Here is a 22,730-nt window from a genome sequence, read left to right as displayed (position 1 = left end):
TAAGACTCTTATTCCCTTAAATGGTTTAACCACCAACGAAATTTCTTGAAATAATTTTGACTTCAAACTTTACAGGGAAAATATTTTGTTAGCTATGGTGGTTTTCATAAATTCGGGGGTTATTTTTACTGCAAGTGGAATCTAAAAACATCCTTAATCAATAACACTTTACAACTTTATAAAATGGAAAACTCAACTAAAACACCAAATTTATTTCTTTACTCCCTTATTCTACCAATTTTATGGATAAGTATTGGATTTCTAATAGATACTATTGCTCCAGAGAAAAGCCTAGGTGTTTTTGGATTGGTACTAATAATATATGCTACACTTACTCCAATATGTTGGCATTTTACAAAGAATCACCATCGTCATTTTAAAAAACAAGAGAAAATAAAACTTATCGTTTTTCTTACTTTCTGGGCAGTTCTTTGTGAATTGTTGGCAATATGGTATGAGTTATCACTTGAGTCAAATCCAGATATTAGCTCGAGCATTTACTATATAATTGGCGTTACCATATTATTAGATACATTATTTATAACTATTGGTGTTCAGGTTGTTGCAAAAAGAACAAACAACTATTTTTTAGAAAAGATTGATAAGAACAGGTAACAAAAGATAGATTTCATTGGCGGTTACACTCAACTTGATAAAGCAACAAAAACAATAAACTCTAGGCGGTTTTGATAAGGCGGTGGTTGTAGATCACTCACTAATTTCAACAAGATCGTCACATCAAACTAAAAATGAAAGAAAAATTTTACCAACGAAAAGGATTCCTTCCTACCCTATTTACAACTGTATTAATTATCGCAGTTGCTGTAATAACTGATCACTACAAAACACTTTTTGTACACGAAACTGGGAATATTAAAATCTTTGGAGGTTTAGGAATATTATTGGCTTTCGGGCTTTTATTAAGATGGAAGTACGTAAGGCAAATTTTAGGTGTATTTTCACTTATAGCAACCACTGGAATAACATTTCATATTTTTAATGTTGACAAAGAATTTATCTTATCTACATTCATTTTATTAGGAGGATTAATATTGATCTCTTATTTTTTAATTGTCTCAAAATCAATTAAATCTTATATCGGAGGGAAATGATATTTCAATTTAATTCATCATTGCTAGCAACAAATTACACATGAAAAATTGGCTTATATCAATATTATTAGGAGTAATTACCCTTTTATTTAATTCATATTTAGAATATCAAATTGAACAGGCTTACAAATCAATTGGAGAATTAAGAATGATTGTAGATTTTGGCTACAGTGCGATAAATGAAACAATCCTAATTATATTGATGGTGTTATCTTTAATTTTCTCCTTACTATCCATTTTATGGAAAAAAGAAAAACTTGGATTTGTTGGTCTAAGTTTATTTGTACTAAATACGTTTTTGTACCTATTCTAATTCTTTTTTAACACCCATAAGTTCTGCTTCCGAGACAAAAGAAAGTTCTTCCGTGACAAGCACCTAGCCTTCCGTGACATCAGTTTGGTCTTCCGTGATAAGGGGTTAGCCTTTCCGTGACAGAGGTTTCTTCTTCCGTGACATACGGAAAGACAAATTTGTGTCACGGAAGTTCACAAGTCGGTAGCGGAAATGATCCCAGATGTAACTGATGAAGGGAAATTTGTCACGGAACAAGTTTCAACAGATGCAGAAAGGCTAACTCTTATTACAAACAATCAACTATTTCGCAAAGCATTCCTCGAAGCACGATCCACCAAAGTAAAAAAGCGATCGATACCATCTTTATCAAGGGACCTTTTGTGTCCTTTAATCTTCACAAAGCTGCATTGTATCCTATCGGTAAGTTTGTAGAATTCCTGATACAATTGCGCATTGGCAATTTGTTTGCCATTCTTCGAAATGTAATTGTTTTTCTCGAATCGGATACGCCTGCCAGGCAAGCCAATGATATTCTGGGAATCGGTGTAAACAATCACCTCAGTCGCTACTGCATCCAACTTAGCAAGAACCCACAAAAGCGTTTGCAATTCGAGCTTAGAAGAAGAAGTGTTTTCAAAACTTACCGTTTCCACCAATTTCTTTGCCTCAGGTAATGAAATAGCCAGATCAGAAATCAACAGAAAAGCACCAAAACCAACTTTCGATTGAGGATTTACACTGCCATCGGTAAACAAATAATATTTAGCTGGCATCATCCTTTTTTAATCCCTTCGGATATTCAATCTCAGCCAAGAACAAAGCATATCCCGGAACCGATGAACCGGCATTCGAACGATTTTTACTTTCAATTACCATTCGGAAACCATCAAGATCCATTTTACCACGCCCTACTTCCACCAAAGTTCCTACTATGGCGCGAACCATATTGCGAAGAAAACGATCGGCTTTCACTACAAACACCAACTCATCTCCCTTATCTTTCCAAATGGCTTGATAAATTTTGCAATTGTTGGTTTTTACATCGGTATGCAGTTTGCTAAAGCTGGTAAAATCTTCAAACTCAAAAAGAACTTTAGCCGCTTCGTTCATTTTATCCACATCCAACTCGTAAGGAATTTTCCAGTGTGACTCCTTTCTAAAAGGATTCTTCTCTTTGGTAATCAAATAATGATAGGTGCGTGAAATTGGATCGAAACGAGTGTGTGCCTCCTCCTTCACCTGGAAAGTTTCCTTAATGGCAATATCATGCGGAAGAAAACGATTCAAACGAAAGCTCAATTTCTCACAATCAATTTGCTTATCCTGCACAACATCAAAATGAGCATAAAAATCGCTGGCATGTACACCGGTATCGGTTCTACCACAGCCCACAACATTAATCTCACAATTTAAAATGGTAGACAATGCCTTATTCAAAACCTCCTGCACACTAATAGCGTTGGGCTGTATTTGCCATCCATGGTAATTCGTACCCTTATAACTTAACCTGATAAAATATCGCTTGTTCAAATCCTAATCGTTTTCTAAATTCCTCACAAAAATACACAATTTAATAAATGTACAACCGTACGGATGCAAGTTCATTCATTTCTACTCAAACTAACAAAACTATGAACCGTACGAACGTAAGATCTTACGTACCTACCATATTTTGTACATGGAACACTCTTTTACTTGGAGCTTGTAGCTTGATCACTTGTGGCTTTATTCAGTCTTAACACTTTTTAACGGCGCTGAACTTTCATAAAAGCATCAAAAATTTATCTTTGTAGAGGTTTTTCGGGATTCCGATGACTTTTTATGTAAAAATTAAAGCAATAAATAATATTTCTATGATCCAAACAGTTGATATCAAAGAGCTAAATGAGCGTATCCAAAGGGAAAGTTCCTTTGTTGATATGATTTCTATGGAAATGAACAAGGTAATTGTTGGTCAGAAACACCTGGTTGAAAGTTTATTAATTGGTATGTTATCCAACGGACACATTCTTTTAGAAGGGGTTCCTGGTTTGGCAAAAACACTTGCTATTAACACACTAGCAACAACTATAGATGCTGATTTCAGTAGAATTCAGTTTACTCCCGATCTTTTACCTGCCGACCTTTTAGGTACGATGATTTACAGCCAGAAGAAAGAAGAATTCGTGGTGAAGAAAGGACCTATTTTTGCAAACTTTATATTGGCCGATGAGATCAACCGTGCTCCAGCAAAAGTTCAGGCTGCTTTGCTTGAAGCAATGCAGGAACGTCAGGTTACAATTGGCGATCACACCTATAAATTAGAGGAACCGTTCTTGGTAATGGCGACTCAAAACCCGATTGAGCAAGAAGGTACCTATCCGCTACCTGAAGCACAGGTCGACCGTTTTATGCTAAAAGTGGTAATCAACTACCCTAAGAAAGAAGAAGAGCAAATCATCATGCGCCAGAATCTTTTGAAAGCATTCCCGGTAGCATCTCAAATCTTAAAGCCAGAAGATATTCTTAAAGCTCGCGAAGTAGTTAAGGATGTTTATATGGACGAAAAGATTGAAAAATATATTGTTGACATTGTTTTCGCAACTCGTTTCCCTGCTGATTACGGATTAGATCAGTTCAAAGATATGATTTCATGCGGTGCTTCGCCACGTGCAAGTATTTCTTTGGCATCGGCAGCAAAAGCATTTGCCTTCATTAAGCGAAGAGGTTACGTAATTCCTGAGGATATTCGTGCAGTTTGTCACGAAGTACTTCGTCACAGAATTGGATTAACCTACGAAGCCGAAGCTAACAATATCACCAGCGAAAATATCATTAGCGAAATCCTGAATACTGTTGAAGTACCATAGGAATTATGAATTCGTAATTGTTAATTAATAATTATTCATTCGTAATTGAACTATGGAGACTAGTGAATTATTAAAACGCGTTAGGCAAATCGAGATCAAAACCAGAGGTCTTTCCCGCAATATTTTTGCTGGAGAGTATCATTCTGCGTTTAAAGGTCGAGGTATGACTTTCAGCGAGGTTCGCGAATATCAGTACGGCGACGACATCCGAAACATCGATTGGAATGTTACCGCACGCTACAATCATCCCTACGTAAAGCTGTTCGAAGAGGAACGTGAGCTTACCGTTATGCTGATGATTGACGTGAGTGGTAGCCGCGAGTTTGGTACCATGTCGAAACTGAAGAAGAACCAAATAACCGAAATTGCAGCTGTTTTGGCTTTCTCAGCCATTCAGAATAACGATAAAATTGGAGTGATTTTCTTTTCGGATACCATCGAAAAATTTATTCCTCCTAAAAAGGGAAAATCTCATATTCTTAGAATCATTCGTGAATTAATCGATTTTCAGCCGGAACACAGAAGTACCAACATCAGTAATGCATTGAAATATTTAACCAATGCAATAAAGAAGCGATGTACCACTTTCGTGATATCCGACTTTATCGATACTAATTATGAGAATGCTTTAACCATCGCAAACAAAAAGCATGATGTTGTGGCACTTAAAATATTTGATCAACGCGAGCAGGAGCTTCCTTCTATTGGCTTGATTAAAATTAAAGATGCAGAAACCGGGGAATATTCCTGGGTAGATACATCGAACAAAAAAGTGCGCGATCAATATGCAGCCTGGTGGCGAAAGCAAGAGGCAGATAACACCGAGGTGTTTAAACGCTCGGGTGTTGATGTTGCAAATATTAGAACCGATCAGGATTATGTGAGATCCCTAATCGCTTTATTTAAACGTAGAGGATAACTATCAGGAAACTGAAAACTATGGCAAATAAAATACAAACACATAAAAATTTCTTGATAAAGACAGTTACAGCTTTTGCGTTGATGTTCTTTTGTGTGCTTACTTTCTCGAAATCATCATTTGCACAAAATGATGGAGAAATTAACTACAGCGTACAACTCGACACCAATGTAATTGTAATTGGAGATCAAATTAACTTGAAACTTTCGGTAGAACAGCCAAAGGAATTAAAAATTGGCTTTCCCGTTTTCTCGGATAGTATCGTTAATGGAGTTGAAATTATAAATCAGACTCCGCAGGATACAACCCAACTTGAAAATGGAATTATTAAAGTTGACAAAAACTTTTTGATTACTTCTTTCGATGGTGGTGTATACAAATTGAAACCTTTCGAGCTTCAGGTTTACGATGCAAATTCCATTAGGGTATTGCGTAGCGACACCATGCTATTAGGTGTTCAAACCATGCAAATTGACACGACTAAGGCAAACTTTGACATTGTAATGCCAATTCAAACTCCGGTTTCCTTTGCCGAAATTGCTCCCTGGTTGTTAGGTGGCATAATCTTTATTGCACTTGCGGTATTCCTGATTTGGTATTTTCGCTTCCGTAAAAAAGATCAACCTCTGTTTACAATTGCGAAACCCGACGAGCCTGCTCACGTTATTGCACTTCGAAAGTTAGATGAATTGAAACAGGAAAAGCTTTGGCAGACAGGTAAAATAAAGCAGTTCCATTCCCAACTTACAGATACCATTCGTGAGTATCTTGATGAGCGTTACAATTTATCGACATTGGAATCGACTACTGATGAAATTCTTCAGGAAGTGAATTCTGTAGAGGTAAACAACGATTGGCATCGCAATTTGAGAGAGATATTGGAACGTGCTGATTTGGCAAAATTTGCGAAATTCCAACCTCTGCCCGACGATAATGAGCGAAGTTTGAAATATGCTTATCAGATTGTTGAAAACACAATTCTTATTGACAAGGATAGTGTAGAAGAGACAACAGAGACTGAAGAAACTGAGGACAATAAATAAACATTGAAAACCCACAGTATGAGTTCAATTGAATTTGCAAACCCAGAATATTTTTACTTTTTATTACTTCTGATTCCATTTATTTTATGGTACATCCTGAAGGATAAAAATGCACATGCAAGTATTCAGGTTTCAACCGTAAAAAGTTTTAATGCAGCACCAAAAACTTACAAGTACTATTTGCGTCATGCGCTGATTGTATTTCGAGTGTTGGCTATTGCATTCCTAATAACAGCATTGGCACGACCACAATCGAGTAATAAATTTGAAAACACAACTACCGAAGGTATCGACATTGTAATGTCGCTGGATATTTCGAGTAGTATGTTGGCACGCGATTTTGAGCCAGACAGATTAGAGGCAGCCAAAGACGTTGCCACCCAATTTATCACTGGACGTCCAGAAGATAAAATCGGCTTGGTAATTTTTAGTGGTGAGAGTTTTACTCAATGTCCGCTAACAACCGATCATGCCGTATTAATCAACCTTTTTCAGGATATCCAATCAGGTATGATTGAAGATGGAACCGCAATTGGTTTGGGTTTGGCTAATGCTGTAAACAGATTAAAAGACAGTCAGGCAAAATCGAAAGTGGTGATTCTATTGACCGATGGTGTAAACAACCAGGGAGATATTGCTCCCGTAACGGCAGCAGAATTAGCCAGCACATTCGGAATTAGAGTTTATACTGTTGGAATTGGAACCATGGGAGAAGCTCCCTACCCGGTTCAAACCGCATTTGGTATTAGTATGAGAAACATGCCGGTTAAAATCGATGAAGATGTACTGAGAGAAATTGCCGAAATGACCGGTGGACAATACTTCCGTGCAACTGACAATAACAAACTGAAAGCGATTTATGCCGAAATTGATAAGCTAGAGAAAAGCAAAATAGAAGTGAGACAATACAGCACCAAAAGCGAAGAGTTTTTACTATTTGCACTGTTTGGAGCCTTCTTACTTTTATTGGAAATTGCATTGCGCAATTCAATCTTGCGGAACATTCCGTAATTGTAAATTATTGAATAACTGAAAATCATTGTACAATGGATCAATTACGTTTCGATCATCCAGAATATTTATACCTCTTCCTACTCATTCCCATCTTGGTGGTTTTGTATTGGGTGAGTCATGTAATCAAGAAAAAAGCCTTGCAAAAGTTTGGCGATATGAGTATCATTTCTCAATTGATGCCTTATGCCTCTTTTACAAGACCAATTTATAAATTCATCATTCTAATTTTATCCTTAAGCTTTATCATTATTGGTGTAGCTGGTCCACAATTCGGATCTAAACTCAAAAAAATAAAGCGAAAAGGTGTAGAAGTGGTCATCGCTCTCGATGTTTCCAACTCGATGATGGCTCAGGATATTCAACCTAATAGATTGGAGCGTGCAAAGCGTGCCATCTCGAAAATGGTTGACAAACTGAACAATGATAAAATTGGTTTGATTGTGTTTGCTGGTGAAGCCTACACACAATTGCCAATTACAACAGATTATGCATCTGCAAAATTGTTTTTGTCTTCCATTAGCACTGATATCGTTCCTATTCAAGGAACTGCTATTGGATCGGCAATAAATCTGGCAACAAAGAGTTTTACTCCTGATAGCGAAGCCAGCAAAGCAATTATTGTAATTACCGATGGTGAAAACCACGAGGATGATGCTGTAGCTGCAGCAGAAATGGCTCAATCTTTGGGGATAACTGTTCATACCATTGCTATGGGATTACCCGAAGGTGCTCCAATACCTGTTCGTGCAGGATCGAGTGATTTTAGAAGAGACGATGAAGGAAATGTTGTGATCTCGAAGTTAGATCAGAAAATGGTGGAAGAAATTGCCGTTGCTGGTGGAGGAAAACCTGTAATTGCGAATAATACAACCACTGGTTTGAACGTTTTATTCAAAGAGATTAATAAAATGAACAAAACAGAATTGGAAGCTAAAGTTTACGCCGCTTACGATGAGAAATTTCAAATTTTTCTAGCAATTGGTGTATTACTCTTATTCCTTGAAATGTTTGTTTTGGAACGTAAGAACCGACATTTAAAAGACATTGATTTATTTAAAGAATCGAAATAGAAACAGACAAAGAGAGCAATTATGAAAAAATATATAATACTGTTCATGAGCATGATTTGTCTTCTAAGTGTGGAGGCTAATGCCCAAAAAGAGAGAAAATTTATTCGTTCCGGAAATGACCTTTTCGAAGGAGATAAATTTGAAAACTCAGAAGTGGAATACCGTAAGGCTTTGGATAAAAAAGTAAATTCTTACGAAGCTGGCTTCAATTTAGGCGATGCTTTGTACAAGCAGAAAAAATACGATGAAGCTTTAAAACAATTTCAGGCTTTGGCTCTTACCGAAAAAGACAATCAGAAACTGGGGCATCTTTATCACAATATGGGTAACACCTTATTGGAAAATAAAAAAATTGATGAAAGTATCGAGGCTTATAAGCAGTCGCTTCGTTATTTCCCTGATTCGAAGGAAACCAAATACAATTTGGAATACGCTCGCCAAATGAAGAAAAAGCAGGAAGAGCAACAGAAAAAAGACCAACAAAACAAGGATCAGAACAAAGATCAAGACAAGAAGGATCAAGACAAAAAGGATCAGGATAAAAAGAAAGACCAGAAAGATAAAGACAAGCAGAAGCAAGATCAGAAAGACAAACAAGGGGATCAGGATAAAAAGAAACAAGATCAGCAACAGCAAAATAAGATTTCGAAACAAGACGCTCAACGTTTGCTAGAAGCATTGGAAAACGACGAGAAGAAAGTTCAAGAGAAGGTTCAGAAGGCAAAAGCCAAGGCTCAAAAAGCCAAGAAAACCAAAATTAAAAAGGATTGGTAATTGGCATCGCCCACTTGATTTTTACTGATTATTTATCAGTACATTTGTGCGAAACGCATTTACTGACATTTTAAAGAACATCTGAAAAACTATTATATACGGATGAAGAAATTATTTTTCTTACTATTAGCAACAATTTTCATTAGCGCTTCGGCTATAGCCGAGGAGGTTAAATTTACAGCAGCAGCTCCTAAAGTAGTTGAAGCTGGTGAACAATTTAGACTTGTGTACAGTGTAAATCAAAAAGGGAAAGAATTAAAAATGCCTTCTCTTGCTGGTTTTCGAGTTTTAGCGGGACCATCAACGTCCAGAAGTTCGAATTCGCAATACATAAATGGGAAATGGTCTTCTGCCACATCCTACACATATACTTATGTCTTGTTAGCAGAGAAAGAAGGAAAGTATACCATTAATCCAGCCAAAATAAAGGTGAAAGATTATGAGTTTACATCCAACTCTTTAAATGTTGAAGTTGTTAAAGCAAATGAAAAACCGCAAGGGAATCAAGGGGCTCAGCAGCAAAATCAGGCTAGTGCAACCAAAATTACTCAGGCAAACCTATTTGTTAAGGTTGATGTAGACCGTAAAAGTGTTTATATGGGTGAGCACGTTGTTGCTACAATTAAAGTATACACAAGGCTTAATATTGCCGGATTTGGAGATTCTAAATTTCCATCGTTCAATGGTTTTTTAAGTCAGGAAATCCCAACTTCAGGTCAGATATCTTTACAAAGAGAGAATGTGAATGGAACAATTTATAACTCTGGCGTCATCAGAAAATTGATTTTGTTTCCTCAGCATACTGGTAACATCACTATCGATCCATTCGAATTGGAATGTATCATTCGTCAGCGACGCTCAAGTGGAAAAAGAGGTTTCTTCGATGATTTCTTTGATAACCATCAAGACATTCGTGTTCCTCGAAAAAGTAAACCACTTACGATTCGTGTGAAAGATTTTCCATCAAACAAGCCTGCCAGTTTCGATGGCGCTGTTGGTAAATTCAAACTTTCAGCTACTATTGATAAGGATTCTGTTCAGGCAAACGATGCTGTTACTTTAAAAGTAAAAATTTCAGGTAATGGAAATTTAAAATTGATTAATCCTCCTGAATTTGATTTCCCAGCAGACTTTGAGGTTTACGATCCTAAAACAAATCAAAACCTTAAAAACACTGCGAAAGGAACCACAGGTTCTACCACTTTCGAATATTTAATTATTCCTAGGCATGCTGGTAATTATGAAATTCCTCCGGTAGATTTTAGCTATTTCGATCCGAAAGCAAAAATTTATAGAACCAGATCTACTCCTAAATTCAACATTAAAGTTGGTAAAGGAAGTGGTGATGCTTCGGCAACTGTGATTAGTTCTTTCTCGAAAGAAGATGTAAAGTTTATTGGTAAGGATATCAGATTTATTAAAACCAATGTATTTACACCTAGAATTAAAGGTGAAGTATTCTTTGGAACCATGAATTTCTATCTTGGCTATATCATTCCATTTGTGCTATTTATTTTAGCATTTGTTTTCAACCGAAAACGAATTAAAGAGAATGCAGATGTGGCACGAGTAAAAAACAAGCGTGCTAATCGTGTTGCTATGAAACGCTTGAAAGCTGCTTCGGCAAGTTTAAAGGCAAAGCAAAAAGAGCAATTCTACGATGAGATTTTAAAAGCCCTTTGGGGATATACTTCGGACAAACTGAATTTGCCTCTGTCTGATCTAAATAAAGAAAATATCACTGAAATTCTGCAAGGAAAAGATGTAGAACAGGAGTTGATAAATGATTTCATTACCATTTTGGACACTTGTGAATTTGCAAGATATGCACCATCGTCTGGATCATCGGAAATGGACGAATTGTATGCTAAAACGATGGAAACCATTACAAAATTAGAAAAGAGCATCTAGTTTAATTTATAGAAAAATGAAGAAACTATTATATATCGTAATTGCTTTATTGTGTGTAAGTCGGATTCAGGCGCAGGAAACACCAATTAGTGAAGCAAATGATTTTTACCAGAAAGGAGAATACGAGAAGGCAATCAAATCCTACGAATTTGTTTTGGAAACTCATTTAGAATCTCCTGAGATTTATTTCAATTTAGCCAATGCCTATTACAAAACCGGACAGATTGCTCCCGCAATTTTAAATTACGAGAGAGCCAAACTTTTATCTCCTGAAGATAAAGATGTTCAGTACAATTTACAATTGGCACAAGCGCACGTTTTAGATAAATTAGAGGTACTTCCAGAATTGATTGTTAGCAAATGGTACGCTGGGATCAGAAATGCATTTTCGGCCAAATTATGGTCCTACTTTTCAATGGGATTTTTCTTTATCTGTTTGGTATTTGCTAGCTTCTACCTTTATAGTAACAAAAGTGGCTTAAAAAAGATTGGTTTCTTACTGGCTGTTCTTTGCTTCGGATTTAGCATTTTGTTCTATTCCTTTGCATCACAGAAAACAAAAGAAATCACCATACGTGAATATGCAATCATCTTTAGTCCAAGTGTTACCATTAAAGGATCTCCTGATCAGAGTGGTACTGAATTGTTCTTACTACACGAAGGAACTAAAGTGAAGGTTATAGATGAACTTGGCGATTGGAGAAACATTCAGTTAAGTGATGGAAACGAAGGTTGGTTGAAAAAAGAAGACATCGAAAAAATTTAAATCATCTTTTAAATTAAGATATTAGCTGCTAGTTTTACTAGCAGCTTTTTTTATAAAATATAGAAAATGATACACAGCATACAGAACGACACATTACAAGTAAGTGTTAAAGAAACCGGAGCGGAACTCTGCAGCATAAAGTCAATTAGCAGTAATCAGGAATTTATTTGGCAAGCTAATCCTGATATTTGGGGAAGTCATGCTCCAAACCTATTCCCTGTTATTGGATGCCTAAAAGATAATGGCTTTATACATGAAGGGAAAGAATATGCTATGCCTAAACATGGTTTTATTCGTAATAATTCGGATATAAGATTACTCGAAAAAGCAGAAAACAGATTGAGTTTTATACTGAAATCAAATGATAATACAAGAATGGTTTATCCTTTCGAATTTGAATTCAAAATTCACTTTATTTTGGAAGCAAATCAACTAAGAGTAGTTCATGAAATCACCAATACCGGAGATGGAGAAATGCTTTTCAACTTAGGTGGACATCCAGCATTCAATTGTCAGATACAGGATGATGAAGCCTACTCCGATTACTATTTGGAATTTGAAGAAAAGGAAACTTTGAATACCTGGAATTTAGCAGAAGGAGGACTAATTAAATGTGAAGGAAGGCAAGTTTTAGAGAATGAAAAACAAATAGATTTGCATCCAGAGATATTTGCCAACGATGCATTGATCTTTAAAAATTTAAAATCATCAGCTGTTAGTATCAAGTGTAAGAAATCAGATTTTGAGTTAAAAGTAAGCTTTGGTGATTTTCCTTATTTGGGATTATGGGCGAAGCCACATGCCCCCTATGTGTGCATAGAACCATGGATTGGAATTGCCGATTCCGCAGATACCAATCGTGAATTCAACACCAAAGAATTGATACAAAATTTACCTTCTTCAGAATCATTCTCAGCCGAATATTCAATTGAGATAAAGGAATAAAGATAAACCGCAGCAAATACAAATTGCTGCGGTTTATCTTTATTATTTCAATGCCGGATAATCCGTGTAACCAACTTCGTTCCCACCATAAAAGGTTTCCTGATTAGCTGTATTCAATTCCGCATTCACTTCAAATCGTTTCTCTAAGTCCGGATTAGCCAAATAAGGAACCCCAAAAGATACCAATTCTGCTACACCATTCTCTATAGCTTTATTACCAGAATCCTTAGTAAAACCACCATTAATCATTCTTACTCCGTTAAAAAGTTTCCCGTAATAGTTAGAGACATCTTTAATCAATTGAGGATGTTCATCAACAGGCATCAAAGGTTCAATTAGATGAAGATAAGCAAGATGATAAGTATTTAGTTTTTCGATAACATATTTGAAAATTTCCGTCGGATTAGAATCTCCCATATCATTAAACAAACCACTAGGAGAAAGTCTCACGCCTACTCTATCATTTGACCAAACTTCACTTACAGCATTTACTACCTCAAACAAAAAACGTGCTCTGTTTTCTATGCTACCTCCATATTCATCTTTACGATGATTGGTTTTGTCAACTAAAAATTGATCGATTAAATAGCCATTGGCTGCATGAATTTCGATTCCATCAAATCCTGCTTCCATCGCATTTTTAGCGGCATTTTTATAATCCTCAACAATACCTTTTATCTCCGAAAGTTCCAATTCCCGTGGTTCCACAAAATCTTTCAATCCTTCATAAGTAAATACTTGTCCAGCTGGTTTTATTGCCGATGGAGCAACAGGCAAATCACCCTCATGAAAATCCGGATGAGAAATACGCCCAACATGCCAAAGCTGAATAAATATTTTACCACCAACTTTATGAACTTTATCAGTTACAATTTTCCATCCTTTAACCTGTTCCTGACTATAAATTCCTGGTGTAGCAGGATATCCCATTCCTTGTGGTGAGATTTGACTTGCTTCGGTAATAATTAGTCCGGCGCCCGATCTTTGCTCATAATAATTTGCCATCAAATCTGTTGGTACATTTCCCTCTCCAGCTCTGTTTCTGGTCATAGGTGCCATTACCATTCTATTTTTTAAGTCCAAATCAGTAATTGAAAAGGTACTTAGAAGTCTATTTTTTGTCATCGTACTTTTTTATTATTTTTATTTATACAAGATATAAATAAGATCTCAAACCTTGAAAAAAGAATTTTTTGAGCATCCTATAAATGAATTTATAAGATCTGATTAAATGGCTAGATTTAAATTAAGGGTGCATAGAACCTTTAGGTCTCGACATTGCTTTGTATCTTCGCCTCAAATTAGCATTAACATGAACAAAATTGAACTATTAGCTCCGGCTAAAAATCTGGAAACAGGTATAGCAGCCATAAATTATGGAGCTGATGCCGTATATATTGGAGCACCTAAATTCGGAGCTCGCGCTGCAGCAGGAAATACTATTGAAGACATTGCTGAGTTAATTGACTATGCGCATCGTTATTGGGCAAAGGTTTTTATTACCATGAATACCATCCTTTACGATAATGAATTAAAGGAAGCCGAAGAGCTTATTCATCAACTGTATGAATTGGGAGCAGATGCTTTAATTGTACAGGATATGGGAATTCTGGAGATGAATCTACCTCCTATCGAATTGCACGCCAGCACTCAAACTCACAATTACGATTTAGAAAGAATTCAATTTCTTGAAAAAGTTGGATTTAAACGAATCATTTTAGCTCGCGAGCTATCTCTTGATCAGATTAAAAACATTAGAAAACATACAAATGTAGAACTGGAATATTTTGTTCATGGCGCTCTTTGTGTTTCGCTTAGCGGACAATGTTACTTTTCTCATGCTGTTGGCGGGCGTTCTGCGAACAGAGGAGAATGCAGCCAGGCTTGTAGAATGAAATATGATTTGGTTGACGAAGAAGGCAAGGTAATCGCTAAAGATAAGCACCTTCTTTCTCTTAAAGATTTGAATTTATCTGATCATTTAGAAGAGGTAATTGAAAGTGGTATCTGTTCCTTAAAGATTGAAGGAAGATTAAAAGACAGTTCTTACCTCAAAAATGTAACAAGCTATTACCGACAGAAACTGGATTCTGTTTTTGATAAGAAACGTGAATTTGAAGCTGCTTCATCAGGGCAAATCAATCCTGGTTTTACACCTGATCCAGAGAAAACTTTTAACCGTGGATATACCAACTACTTCTTTACAGGTAGAGTGCCGGAGATTGCCAATTTCCACACTCCAAAATCCATGGGAAAAGAAGTTGGAAAAATAGTAGAGATCAAAAAAGATCACTTTATAGTAGAAAGTAAGTTTGAACTAAACAACGGCGATGGTCTTTGTTTCTTTAATAAAAACAAGCTACTTAAAGGATTTCAGGTAAATGGTGTTAAAGGAGATAAAATTTTTCCTAATGAGATGAGCATGCTTCAACAAGGTGCTATATTGTATAGAAATAACGACCATGAATTTGCCAAAGTTCTGAAAAGAGATAACTCTGTTCGTAAAATATCTGTTGAATTTTTCCTTAATATTTTTGGTGATACTCTAAATCTTACAGCAATTGATGAAGATGAGATCTCAGCCAATATTGAGCTAAAAGCAGAATTCGAATCTGCTCGAAATGAAGAAATGGCACTATCTAATATCAAAAAACAATTGCAAAAAACAGGTGATTCCATTTTTGAGGTTAGTAACATCGAAACTGAGTACGATAAGGTTCCTTTTATTCAAGCTAAACTGTTGAATGAACTTCGTAGAGATTGCTTAAATCAATTGAGTCAGAATAGACTTGATGCGGCAAAACCAATAGAAACAAGACCCTTAATTTCACATCCTCAATATCCTACAAAAGAATTGAGTTATATGGGAAATGTAGCCAATTGTAATGCAGAAGAGTTTTATCACAAATGTGGTGTCGAAAAAATTGAAAAAGGATTTGAATTACAGGAAAACTATTCCGGTAAGACGATAATGACCACAAGACACTGTTTACGTCACGAATTTGGAATGTGCCATAAGGAGACAAAAACCAATAAAAGTGAGAATACACCCTTATTTTTAGTAGATAACAAAAACAGATACAAGTTGGAATTCAATTGTCAGCGCTGCGAAATGAAAATCGTTTTTGGATAAACACAATTGATTAAGAAATAAGATTACGAACCGTTAAAGTTTTAAGTTATGGTTCACTATATAGAGAAGCTAATTCGCGAAGGAGAACATCAGCAACAAGATTTTAAATTTTGCATTACAGATTCTAAAAAGATTGCAAAATCATTATCTGCCTTCGCGAACACCGATGGTGGCAAATTACTCATCGGTGTAAAAGACAATGGGAGAATTGCTGGGGCACAAATCGATGAAGAGTTTCATATGATTCAGGCTGCAGCAGAAATGTATAGTCGTCCAAAAATTACTTTCGAAAGTAAAGTGTGGAGTATTAATGGTAAGAATGTATTGGAAGTTACTGTTGCTCCATCGGATGAAATGCCTCATTATGCTCAAAATGAAGATGGCAAATGGTTGGCTTATGTACGTAAGTTTGATGAAAACAAATTAGCCAATCGTATCATGCTTGAAGTGTGGAAGCGAAAATCGAAACCTACCGGCACTTATTTAGAATATACCGAAACTGAAAGTTTACTGCTTGATCATCTAAAAACAAATTCAACAATAAGCCTAAATAAATTTAGCAAATTGGCTAAAATAAGCCGATACAAAGCCGAAAGAATTCTCGTGAAACTAATTTGCTGGGATGTAATTGAACCTGAATTTGGGGAATTTGGAACGAGCTATAAGATCAAGCAAATCAAAAATAATTCTTTCTAAATCTGTTCATAATAAAGCACAAAAAAACCGCATTAATTATTGGGATTTTAAACTCCTGTATGACAGGATTTGAGTGCCTGCTTGGTCAAGTTTCCCCTGTGCCGAAACAACCCGAAGGTTGGGGCCTGCTTTTGCAAGCATGTTGCTTACTCGGTATGTGATAACTGTTGAGTTTAACAATCGCTAATTAATGCGGTATGTTTTTTATATTGTATGTAAAAGAACGTTCTTTTCTATACACAAAGTAAGTAAGAATATCCCCATAAAACAAGGGACACAGTGATTATTTCCTTAATTTTTGACGAATCTTATATGAGATTTTTTGCAACCTTCAATCAATGAATTTTTTAGAATCACTTAACCAAAATAGAAAATTGCAGGAAATTTGTCCTCTAAGTCAATATTTGTATTTTTACGCACTAATTTTTTGAAGATGTCAGCAATTCCATATATCAATATTCATACGCATAACACACATTATAGAAAGAATTCTGTGGTTATTGTGAATATGTCATATGCAAATACACCGAACAATTTGAGCAGTGATTCAATATACTCTATTGGTTTGCATCCTTGGGATATAGCTAAAGTGGAACTATTCAATTTAAGCGAAGAATTAGCTCAACAAGCAGTCAATTTAAACGCCATAGCTATAGGCGAAATTGGTTTGGATAAATTCATAGATACAGATTTTAAGAAGCAGGAAGAAATTTTCAAATCTCAACTTAATGTTGCCAAACAATTGCAAAAGCCTGTTATCATACATTGCGTTAAAGCTTTTTCAGATCTTATTCGAATAAAAAAGACTAATGATACAGATACACCATGGATAATTCATGGCTATCAAAAAAATATTGAAATAGCTACGAGCCTACTGAAAGCTGGTTGTTATTTATCCTTTGGAAATGCATTATTGAAGAATGAGAAACTTCAGAAAGTTTTCCAAAATATACCTGAAAATAAATTCTTTTTGGAAACCGATGATAGCGATATCACAATTGAAGATATCTATACAAAAGCCGCGGTATTAAAGAAGATGGATACAGAGGAAATTAAAAATCAAATACTAAAAAATTACAATACCTGTTTTAAAAGTTATGAGTGAAGAATGGTTAAGCCGAACAAATCTATTGTTGGGTGAAGAGAAACTAAATATTTTAAAAAACTCCCATGTTCTAATTGTCGGATTAGGAGGAGTTGGGGCTTATGCCGCCGAACAAATTTGTCGTGCCGGAGTAGGCAGAATGACTATTGTTGATGGTGACACAATTGATACCTCGAATATCAATAGACAATTACCTGCCACGACCTCCAATATTAATAAGGATAAAGCTGAGGTTATGGGAGCAAGACTTTTAGACATCAATCCAAATCTGGATTTGAATATTAAAAACGAGTATCTAAGAGAGGAAAGAATAGGCGAAGTACTTGTAGAAGCGAAATACGATTATGTGGTTGACGCTATTGATACTTTAGCACCAAAAATATTTTTAATATACCGTAGCTTACAAAACAATCTTAAAATTGTTTCAGCAATGGGTGCGGGAGGAAAAACCGATCCCTCAAAAATTCAAATAGCTGATATCTCGGAAACGTACAATTGTAAATTAGCTAGAATGTTACGAAAAAAACTTCATAAGTTGGATGTTTACAAAGGCGTTCAAGTGGTTTTCTCTCCTGAAGATGTCTCAAAAGATGCAGTAATACTGGATGAAAGCAGAAACAAAAAGTCAAATGTGGGAACCATTTCATATATGCCTCCTTTGTTTGGTTGTTTTATTTCATCTGTTGTTATAAAAGGCTTATTACCAGACAAATAAATCTAATTGTTTTTCATGTTCTATTACGATATTATATCAACACCAATTGGTCAACTCCTACTATTATCAAGTGATGAAGGATTAAAAAAAATACTATTTGAGGATCAGTTTGACACATCATCCATTGATTCGAATTGGTATCATGATCCATCGAAATTGAATTTGGTAAAGGAACAGTTGGATGCCTATTTCTCAAAAACTTTGACTCAATTTAATTTAAAATTGGCTCCTGAAGGAACTGTTTTTCAAAAACAGATTTGGAATGAATTGTTACAAATTCCTCATGGTCAAATAAAATCATATCAAGACATTGCCAATGCAATAGATAAACCAACAGCCTGTCGTGCTGTTGGTATGGCTAACTCACAAAACCCAATTCCGATTGTAATTCCCTGCCATAGGGTTATTGGCAAAAATGGTAGGCTTACCGGCTATGCTGGAGGTCTAGAAAACAAATCTAAACTTTTACAAATTGAAAACATTGATTTAGAAGGCAATTCAAAACAGTATCAATTGTTCTAAGTTTTCATATTATTTGTTTTAAAAATTCTACTCAAAACACTTATTAAAGTTTAAATGCTTTAAACTTTAATATACTGCAAATAAGTAGATTTTATCTTTGATTTAAGCGCTAATTCATCTAACTTGCCCTCCGTTTGAGTTTTATGTGTAAATAGCATAAAAACACAAGCCGAATTATTTCATAAATCAATAAACAAATTCATGAGTAAAATTTTAGGACATAGTTTTCACATTCCGGTTATGGGTACCGGATTTACTGTGGATACTCCTGTAAAAGTGGCTCATTTAGGGATTTCATCAGTCGTTTCAATAGTAGATGATATTCTTGTTGAAAAGATGAGAGAAATGTACTGTAAAAAGTTAAGTCTCCCCTTTAAGCCTATAACAGAAAAAACCAAAGATTTTCGTGCTGAGAGAATTACTTCCTATCTGAATTTATTGGATAGTATGGTAAAGGAAAAGTTCGAAAATCTAAAAGATTCCATTCAAGATAAAGGTAAAGAGCTAGAAGAATATCTGGATATGCTGCCTGATTTTTCAGAAGTAAAACAGGAATTCAAAGAGAAATTTGCTGACAATCCTTACGTTAAGGAAGCTAAAGAATGGTTAAGTAACCATTTGCCTCTTGGGTCGATTGATGTAAATATCATGACCAAATTAGACAAAGGAAACCGTTACGAAGGTGAAGATTTACCTGTAGAATTCAATGATGCCCATGCAGCTCTTCGTGGATTTGCGATGAGTAACCTGGAGAGCTCCATGGTCCTTTCTGCTGGAATGAACCCACGCTTGTATGGTTACCTTGAGCAGTTCGAAGATTTTTATCCTGATAGCTCTGGCTATATCAAGAAAAAAATCGTTCTGAAAGTAAGCGACTATAGGTCGGCTTTAATCCAGGGGCGATATCTTGCCAAAAAGGGAATTTGGATCTCTGAATACAGAATAGAATCCGGTTTAAATTGTGGCGGTCATGCTTTTGCAACCGACGGCTTTTTAATGGGACCTATTTTGCAGGAATTCAAAGAAAAAAGAGCCGATCTGAAAGATAGTTTACAGCAAGTTTTGACTCAGGCATTAACTGAGAAAAACAAACCTGTGCCAGATAATCTTGAATTAAAAGTAACAGCACAAGGTGGTGTTGGAACTGCCGAAGAACACGAGTTCTTAATTAAGGAATACAATTTAGACTCTATTGGTTGGGGATCTCCATTCTTGATGGTTCCCGAAGCTTGTGATGTTGATGAGAAAACTCTATCTCTTTTGGAAACTGCTGATGAAAAAGATCTTTCATTAAGTCATGCTTCTCCATTGGGTGTTCGTTTTAACAACCTTAACGCAAACACTAGGGATGCAGACAAGTGGGATCGTTTGGAAAAGAATCAGCCAGGTAGTGCATGTACTAAAAAGTATATGATCGCCAATACTGAATTTACTAAGGAACCTATTTGTACAGCTTCAAGACAATATCAGAAGTTAAAATTGGCTCATTTAAAAGAGCAAAACCTTCCAAGAGAAGAATACCAAAAAGAATTTAATCTTTTAATGGAGAAAACTTGTCTTTGTAAAGGATTGTCTGCAGCTTCTTATCTTGTTAATGATATCGATACCAAACGCGATGGTGATGGTGTTTCCATTTGTCCTGGTCCAAATTTGGCATATTTTACCAAGAAGGTAAAGCTGAAGGAGATGATTGATCACATCTACAGCAGGACAAATCTTATCGATCGTAAGGACAGACCGCACATGTTTATCAAAGAATTGAATCTGTATTACGATTACCTTAAGGAGCAAGTAGGAGAATTAAAGAATCCTATTCCAAAACAAGTTAAATCGCTAGAAGGTTTTAAAAAGAATTTGCTGAATGGAGTGGATTATTATAAAAATCTTTCGCAAAAGGTCTCAAACAAATTCAACGATATGAAATCTCAAGTTGAAAAAGACCTCGAAAAACTAGAAGGAGAAATTAAAAATATACTGATAAAAACAGAATCTTAGATATCGAGAGCCAGCCTTTAAAGGCTGGCTCTTTTTTTTACACAACACTGAACAACATCCAGATTACTTACGCCTTATGTTTCTATTGGCGTAAAATACCTATCCTATTTTGGGTGTATCATTTTATCAATTTGGGTAAATGCCTTGAACATTTTCGAAAAAAAAGCATGCATATTTGTAATGTGTTTGGGAGGTAACAACATTAAAGTGTTGTGAGTGACGAAAGAGTAGTTAATTTTCAACTGCAATTAATATTTCAAATCCTACGTGAGGTTTAGGTTAGGGTTAGAATTGTGAGTAGGATTTGAAGTATTTATTTTAAAATGAAATTATTGGAACTTTTCCAAATTGTTAGTTTTTGCTTCAAAACTGTAAGAAGGTCTTCACCAACCTTTTTGCAGTTTTTTTTATGGCAAAAAAAAACTGAATTCGACAATCGAACTCAGCTCTTTTTTGACTTATAATCGTTTAGCTTTTTTCTGTTTCAACAATTTCCTTTTTTATACCAGCAATTTTTTCCAACATATCTGTAGTAATCGATTTTGGTCTCTCCAAAGGATAACCTAAAGCCCTATCCCAAATAATATTGGCACAAATACCAATTGATCTACCAATACCAAACAATACAGTATAGAAATCGTACTCAGTAACTCCATAATGCCACTGAATAACTCCTGATTGAGCATCGACATTTGGCCATGGATTTTTCGCTTTACCATGCTTTTGCAGAATTGGTGGAACCACTTTGTAAAGCAAATCAGCATACTTAAAAATTGGATCTTCTGGCAAATGCTCTAAGCTAAACTCACGTTGTAGCATATATCTTGGATCTGTTTTACGCAATACTGCGTGACCAAAACCAGGAATTACCTGACCGGAATTTAAAGTATCCCAAACAAACTGCTGCATTTCTTCTTCAGTCGGTACTCGATTCCCCATTTTATCCATAACCTCCTGCAACCATCTTAATACTTCCTGATTTGCCAATCCATGTAAAGGACCTGCTAAACCATTAATCATTGCTGAGATAGAAAGATAAATATCCGATAAGGAACTTGCAACCAAGTGTCCTGTATGCGCACTCACGTTACCACTTTCGTGATCACTATGAATGATGAAATGCAATCGGGAAACATCATCGTAAGGTTTAGCAATACCCATCATGTGAGCAAAATTGCCGCCCATATCCAAATTAGGATCTGATTGAATTCTTGGTCCCTGTCGATATAACTTATTATAGATATAAGAAGCAATCTCAGGTAGTTTAGCAAGCAAATTCAACGAATCCTCGTAAGTTGCTTCCCAATAATCCTTTTTATTTAATCCTGCGTGGTATTGTCTGTTAAAAACTGATTCTCTGTTTAAGGTTAAAATGGCCGTTGAAAATATTGCCATTGGATGACTACAGCAAGGGAAAGAATCAATCACTTCATAGACATACCTAGGAACAATTCTTCTTTTACTAAACTCATCAACAACCTGCATTACCTCTTCCTGGTTTGGGAAATCACCTGTTAAAAGAAGATAAAATAATCCTTCCACATAAGGCATATCTCCACCTTTTGGTTTTGGCAAATGCTTAATAACCTCTCCAAGCGTATAACCTCGGTATCTGATACCTTCTTCAGGATCAAGATAAGAAATATCAGTAACCAGTGATTTCAACCCCCTCATACCACCAATAACCTGAGATATAGTTACATTATCGACAACTACATCCCCGTATTCTTTCAATAATTTTGATGTTCTTGGTCTTTGTTCTTCAATTTTTTCGAATAAGGTTTGTTTTAGTGTTTTTTTCATATGGTCTAAACTTTTAAAATCTGAAACCACGCGGGGTAATTGGTTTCATAGTTATGTAATGTT

The 22,730-nt window shown here is 35.6% G+C and carries 21 protein-coding genes; 17 read left to right on the top strand and 4 right to left on the bottom strand.

Annotated elements, in window-relative coordinates; all coding sequences use genetic code 11:
• The first annotated feature begins 183 nt into the window (after nucleotides 1-183).
• Nucleotides 184-615, top strand: coding sequence for a hypothetical protein (locus GCQ56_RS05320; RefSeq protein ID WP_152733379.1), 432 nt, complete (start codon nucleotides 184-186; stop codon nucleotides 613-615).
• 134 nt (nucleotides 616-749) lie between these two features.
• Nucleotides 750-1,112 carry a hypothetical protein gene (locus GCQ56_RS05315; RefSeq protein ID WP_152733378.1) on the top strand — a complete coding sequence of 121 codons (363 nt, stop codon included), beginning with the start codon at nucleotides 750-752 and terminating at the stop codon, nucleotides 1,110-1,112.
• A gap of 591 nt (nucleotides 1,113-1,703) precedes the next feature.
• Here GCQ56_RS05315 and GCQ56_RS05310 read toward each other — a convergent pair.
• Nucleotides 1,704-2,183 carry a ribonuclease HI gene (locus GCQ56_RS05310; protein WP_152733377.1) on the bottom strand — a complete coding sequence of 160 codons (480 nt, stop codon included), beginning with the start codon at nucleotides 2,181-2,183 and terminating at the stop codon, nucleotides 1,704-1,706.
• Complete coding sequence (gene truA, locus GCQ56_RS05305) at nucleotides 2,170-2,937, bottom strand: tRNA pseudouridine(38-40) synthase TruA (protein WP_152733376.1); 768 nt, start codon at nucleotides 2,935-2,937, stop codon at nucleotides 2,170-2,172. Before truA ends, GCQ56_RS05310 begins: the two co-directional genes overlap by 14 nt.
• Before the next feature lie 389 nt (nucleotides 2,938-3,326).
• On the opposite strand from truA, the gene GCQ56_RS05300 reads away from it, so the two are divergent.
• From GCQ56_RS05300 to GCQ56_RS05260, 9 genes are all read left to right on the top strand, one after another.
• Entirely contained in the window at nucleotides 3,327-4,256 is a 930-nt protein-coding gene (locus GCQ56_RS05300; protein WP_366139691.1) for a MoxR family ATPase, read from the top strand.
• A gap of 52 nt (nucleotides 4,257-4,308) precedes the next feature.
• Nucleotides 4,309-5,175 (top strand): DUF58 domain-containing protein, encoded by an 867-nt coding sequence (locus GCQ56_RS05295; RefSeq protein ID WP_152733374.1) that lies wholly within the window; start codon nucleotides 4,309-4,311, stop codon nucleotides 5,173-5,175.
• Between the two features lie 20 nt (nucleotides 5,176-5,195).
• Nucleotides 5,196-6,218, top strand: coding sequence for a hypothetical protein (locus GCQ56_RS05290; protein ID WP_152733373.1), 1,023 nt, complete (start codon nucleotides 5,196-5,198; stop codon nucleotides 6,216-6,218).
• Nucleotides 6,219-6,236: 18 nt separating this feature from the next.
• On the top strand, nucleotides 6,237-7,229 hold the full coding sequence (locus GCQ56_RS05285; protein ID WP_152733372.1) for a VWA domain-containing protein: 993 nt from the start codon (nucleotides 6,237-6,239) through the stop codon (nucleotides 7,227-7,229).
• A gap of 35 nt (nucleotides 7,230-7,264) precedes the next feature.
• A complete protein-coding gene (locus GCQ56_RS05280; protein ID WP_152733371.1) occupies nucleotides 7,265-8,302 on the top strand; it encodes a VWA domain-containing protein in 1,038 nt (345 codons plus the stop codon).
• Between the two features lie 21 nt (nucleotides 8,303-8,323).
• Nucleotides 8,324-9,076, top strand: a complete 753-nt coding sequence (locus GCQ56_RS05275; RefSeq protein ID WP_152733370.1) for a tetratricopeptide repeat protein — start codon at nucleotides 8,324-8,326, stop codon at nucleotides 9,074-9,076.
• A gap of 102 nt (nucleotides 9,077-9,178) precedes the next feature.
• The gene (locus GCQ56_RS05270) at nucleotides 9,179-10,987 is read left to right on the top strand and encodes a BatD family protein (RefSeq protein WP_152733369.1); all 1,809 of its coding nucleotides are present in this window, start codon (nucleotides 9,179-9,181) and stop codon (nucleotides 10,985-10,987) included.
• Nucleotides 10,988-11,003: 16 nt separating this feature from the next.
• Nucleotides 11,004-11,753: a tetratricopeptide repeat protein gene (locus GCQ56_RS05265; protein ID WP_152733368.1), complete on the top strand. Its 750-nt coding sequence runs from the start codon at nucleotides 11,004-11,006 to the stop codon at nucleotides 11,751-11,753.
• Between the two features lie 66 nt (nucleotides 11,754-11,819).
• Nucleotides 11,820-12,698, top strand: a complete 879-nt coding sequence (locus GCQ56_RS05260; protein WP_152733367.1) for an aldose 1-epimerase family protein — start codon at nucleotides 11,820-11,822, stop codon at nucleotides 12,696-12,698.
• A gap of 42 nt (nucleotides 12,699-12,740) precedes the next feature.
• Here GCQ56_RS05260 and GCQ56_RS05255 read toward each other — a convergent pair whose 3' ends face one another.
• On the bottom strand, nucleotides 12,741-13,823 hold the full coding sequence (locus tag GCQ56_RS05255; protein WP_152733366.1) for an alkene reductase: 1,083 nt from the start codon (nucleotides 13,821-13,823) through the stop codon (nucleotides 12,741-12,743).
• A gap of 187 nt (nucleotides 13,824-14,010) precedes the next feature.
• On the opposite strand from GCQ56_RS05255, the gene GCQ56_RS05250 reads away from it, so the two are divergent.
• The 6 genes from GCQ56_RS05250 to GCQ56_RS05225 all read left to right on the top strand — a co-directional run bounded on the left by GCQ56_RS05250 (nucleotide 14,011) and on the right by GCQ56_RS05225 (nucleotide 20,864).
• Nucleotides 14,011-15,831 (top strand): U32 family peptidase, encoded by a 1,821-nt coding sequence (locus GCQ56_RS05250; protein WP_152733365.1) that lies wholly within the window; start codon nucleotides 14,011-14,013, stop codon nucleotides 15,829-15,831.
• A gap of 48 nt (nucleotides 15,832-15,879) precedes the next feature.
• A complete protein-coding gene (locus GCQ56_RS05245) occupies nucleotides 15,880-16,527 on the top strand; it encodes a helix-turn-helix domain-containing protein (protein ID WP_152733364.1) in 648 nt (215 codons plus the stop codon).
• Nucleotides 16,528-16,960: 433 nt separating this feature from the next.
• Nucleotides 16,961-17,632 carry a TatD family hydrolase gene (locus tag GCQ56_RS05240; RefSeq protein WP_152733363.1) on the top strand — a complete coding sequence of 224 codons (672 nt, stop codon included), beginning with the start codon at nucleotides 16,961-16,963 and terminating at the stop codon, nucleotides 17,630-17,632.
• Nucleotides 17,625-18,347 carry a ThiF family adenylyltransferase gene (locus tag GCQ56_RS05235; RefSeq protein WP_152733362.1) on the top strand — a complete coding sequence of 241 codons (723 nt, stop codon included), beginning with the start codon at nucleotides 17,625-17,627 and terminating at the stop codon, nucleotides 18,345-18,347. Before GCQ56_RS05240 ends, GCQ56_RS05235 begins: the two co-directional genes overlap by 8 nt.
• Before the next feature lie 15 nt (nucleotides 18,348-18,362).
• Nucleotides 18,363-18,869, top strand: coding sequence for a methylated-DNA--[protein]-cysteine S-methyltransferase (locus tag GCQ56_RS20685; protein ID WP_152733361.1), 507 nt, complete (start codon nucleotides 18,363-18,365; stop codon nucleotides 18,867-18,869).
• A 201-nt stretch (nucleotides 18,870-19,070) separates the two neighbouring features.
• Nucleotides 19,071-20,864: a hypothetical protein gene (locus tag GCQ56_RS05225; protein ID WP_152733360.1), complete on the top strand. Its 1,794-nt coding sequence runs from the start codon at nucleotides 19,071-19,073 to the stop codon at nucleotides 20,862-20,864.
• Between the two features lie 468 nt (nucleotides 20,865-21,332).
• Here GCQ56_RS05225 and GCQ56_RS05220 read toward each other — a convergent pair whose 3' ends face one another.
• The gene (locus tag GCQ56_RS05220; protein WP_152733359.1) at nucleotides 21,333-22,667 is read right to left on the bottom strand and encodes a citrate (Si)-synthase; all 1,335 of its coding nucleotides are present in this window, start codon (nucleotides 22,665-22,667) and stop codon (nucleotides 21,333-21,335) included.
• Nucleotides 22,668-22,730: the final 63 nt, after the last annotated feature.

It is taken from the genome of Marinifilum sp. N1E240, from assembly GCF_009295825.1.
GTDB lineage: Bacteria > Bacteroidota > Bacteroidia > Bacteroidales > Marinifilaceae > Marinifilum_A > Marinifilum_A sediminis.
The sequence above is the reverse complement of the archived record's forward strand: the minus strand, read 5'-3'. Positions and strand labels throughout refer to the sequence as shown.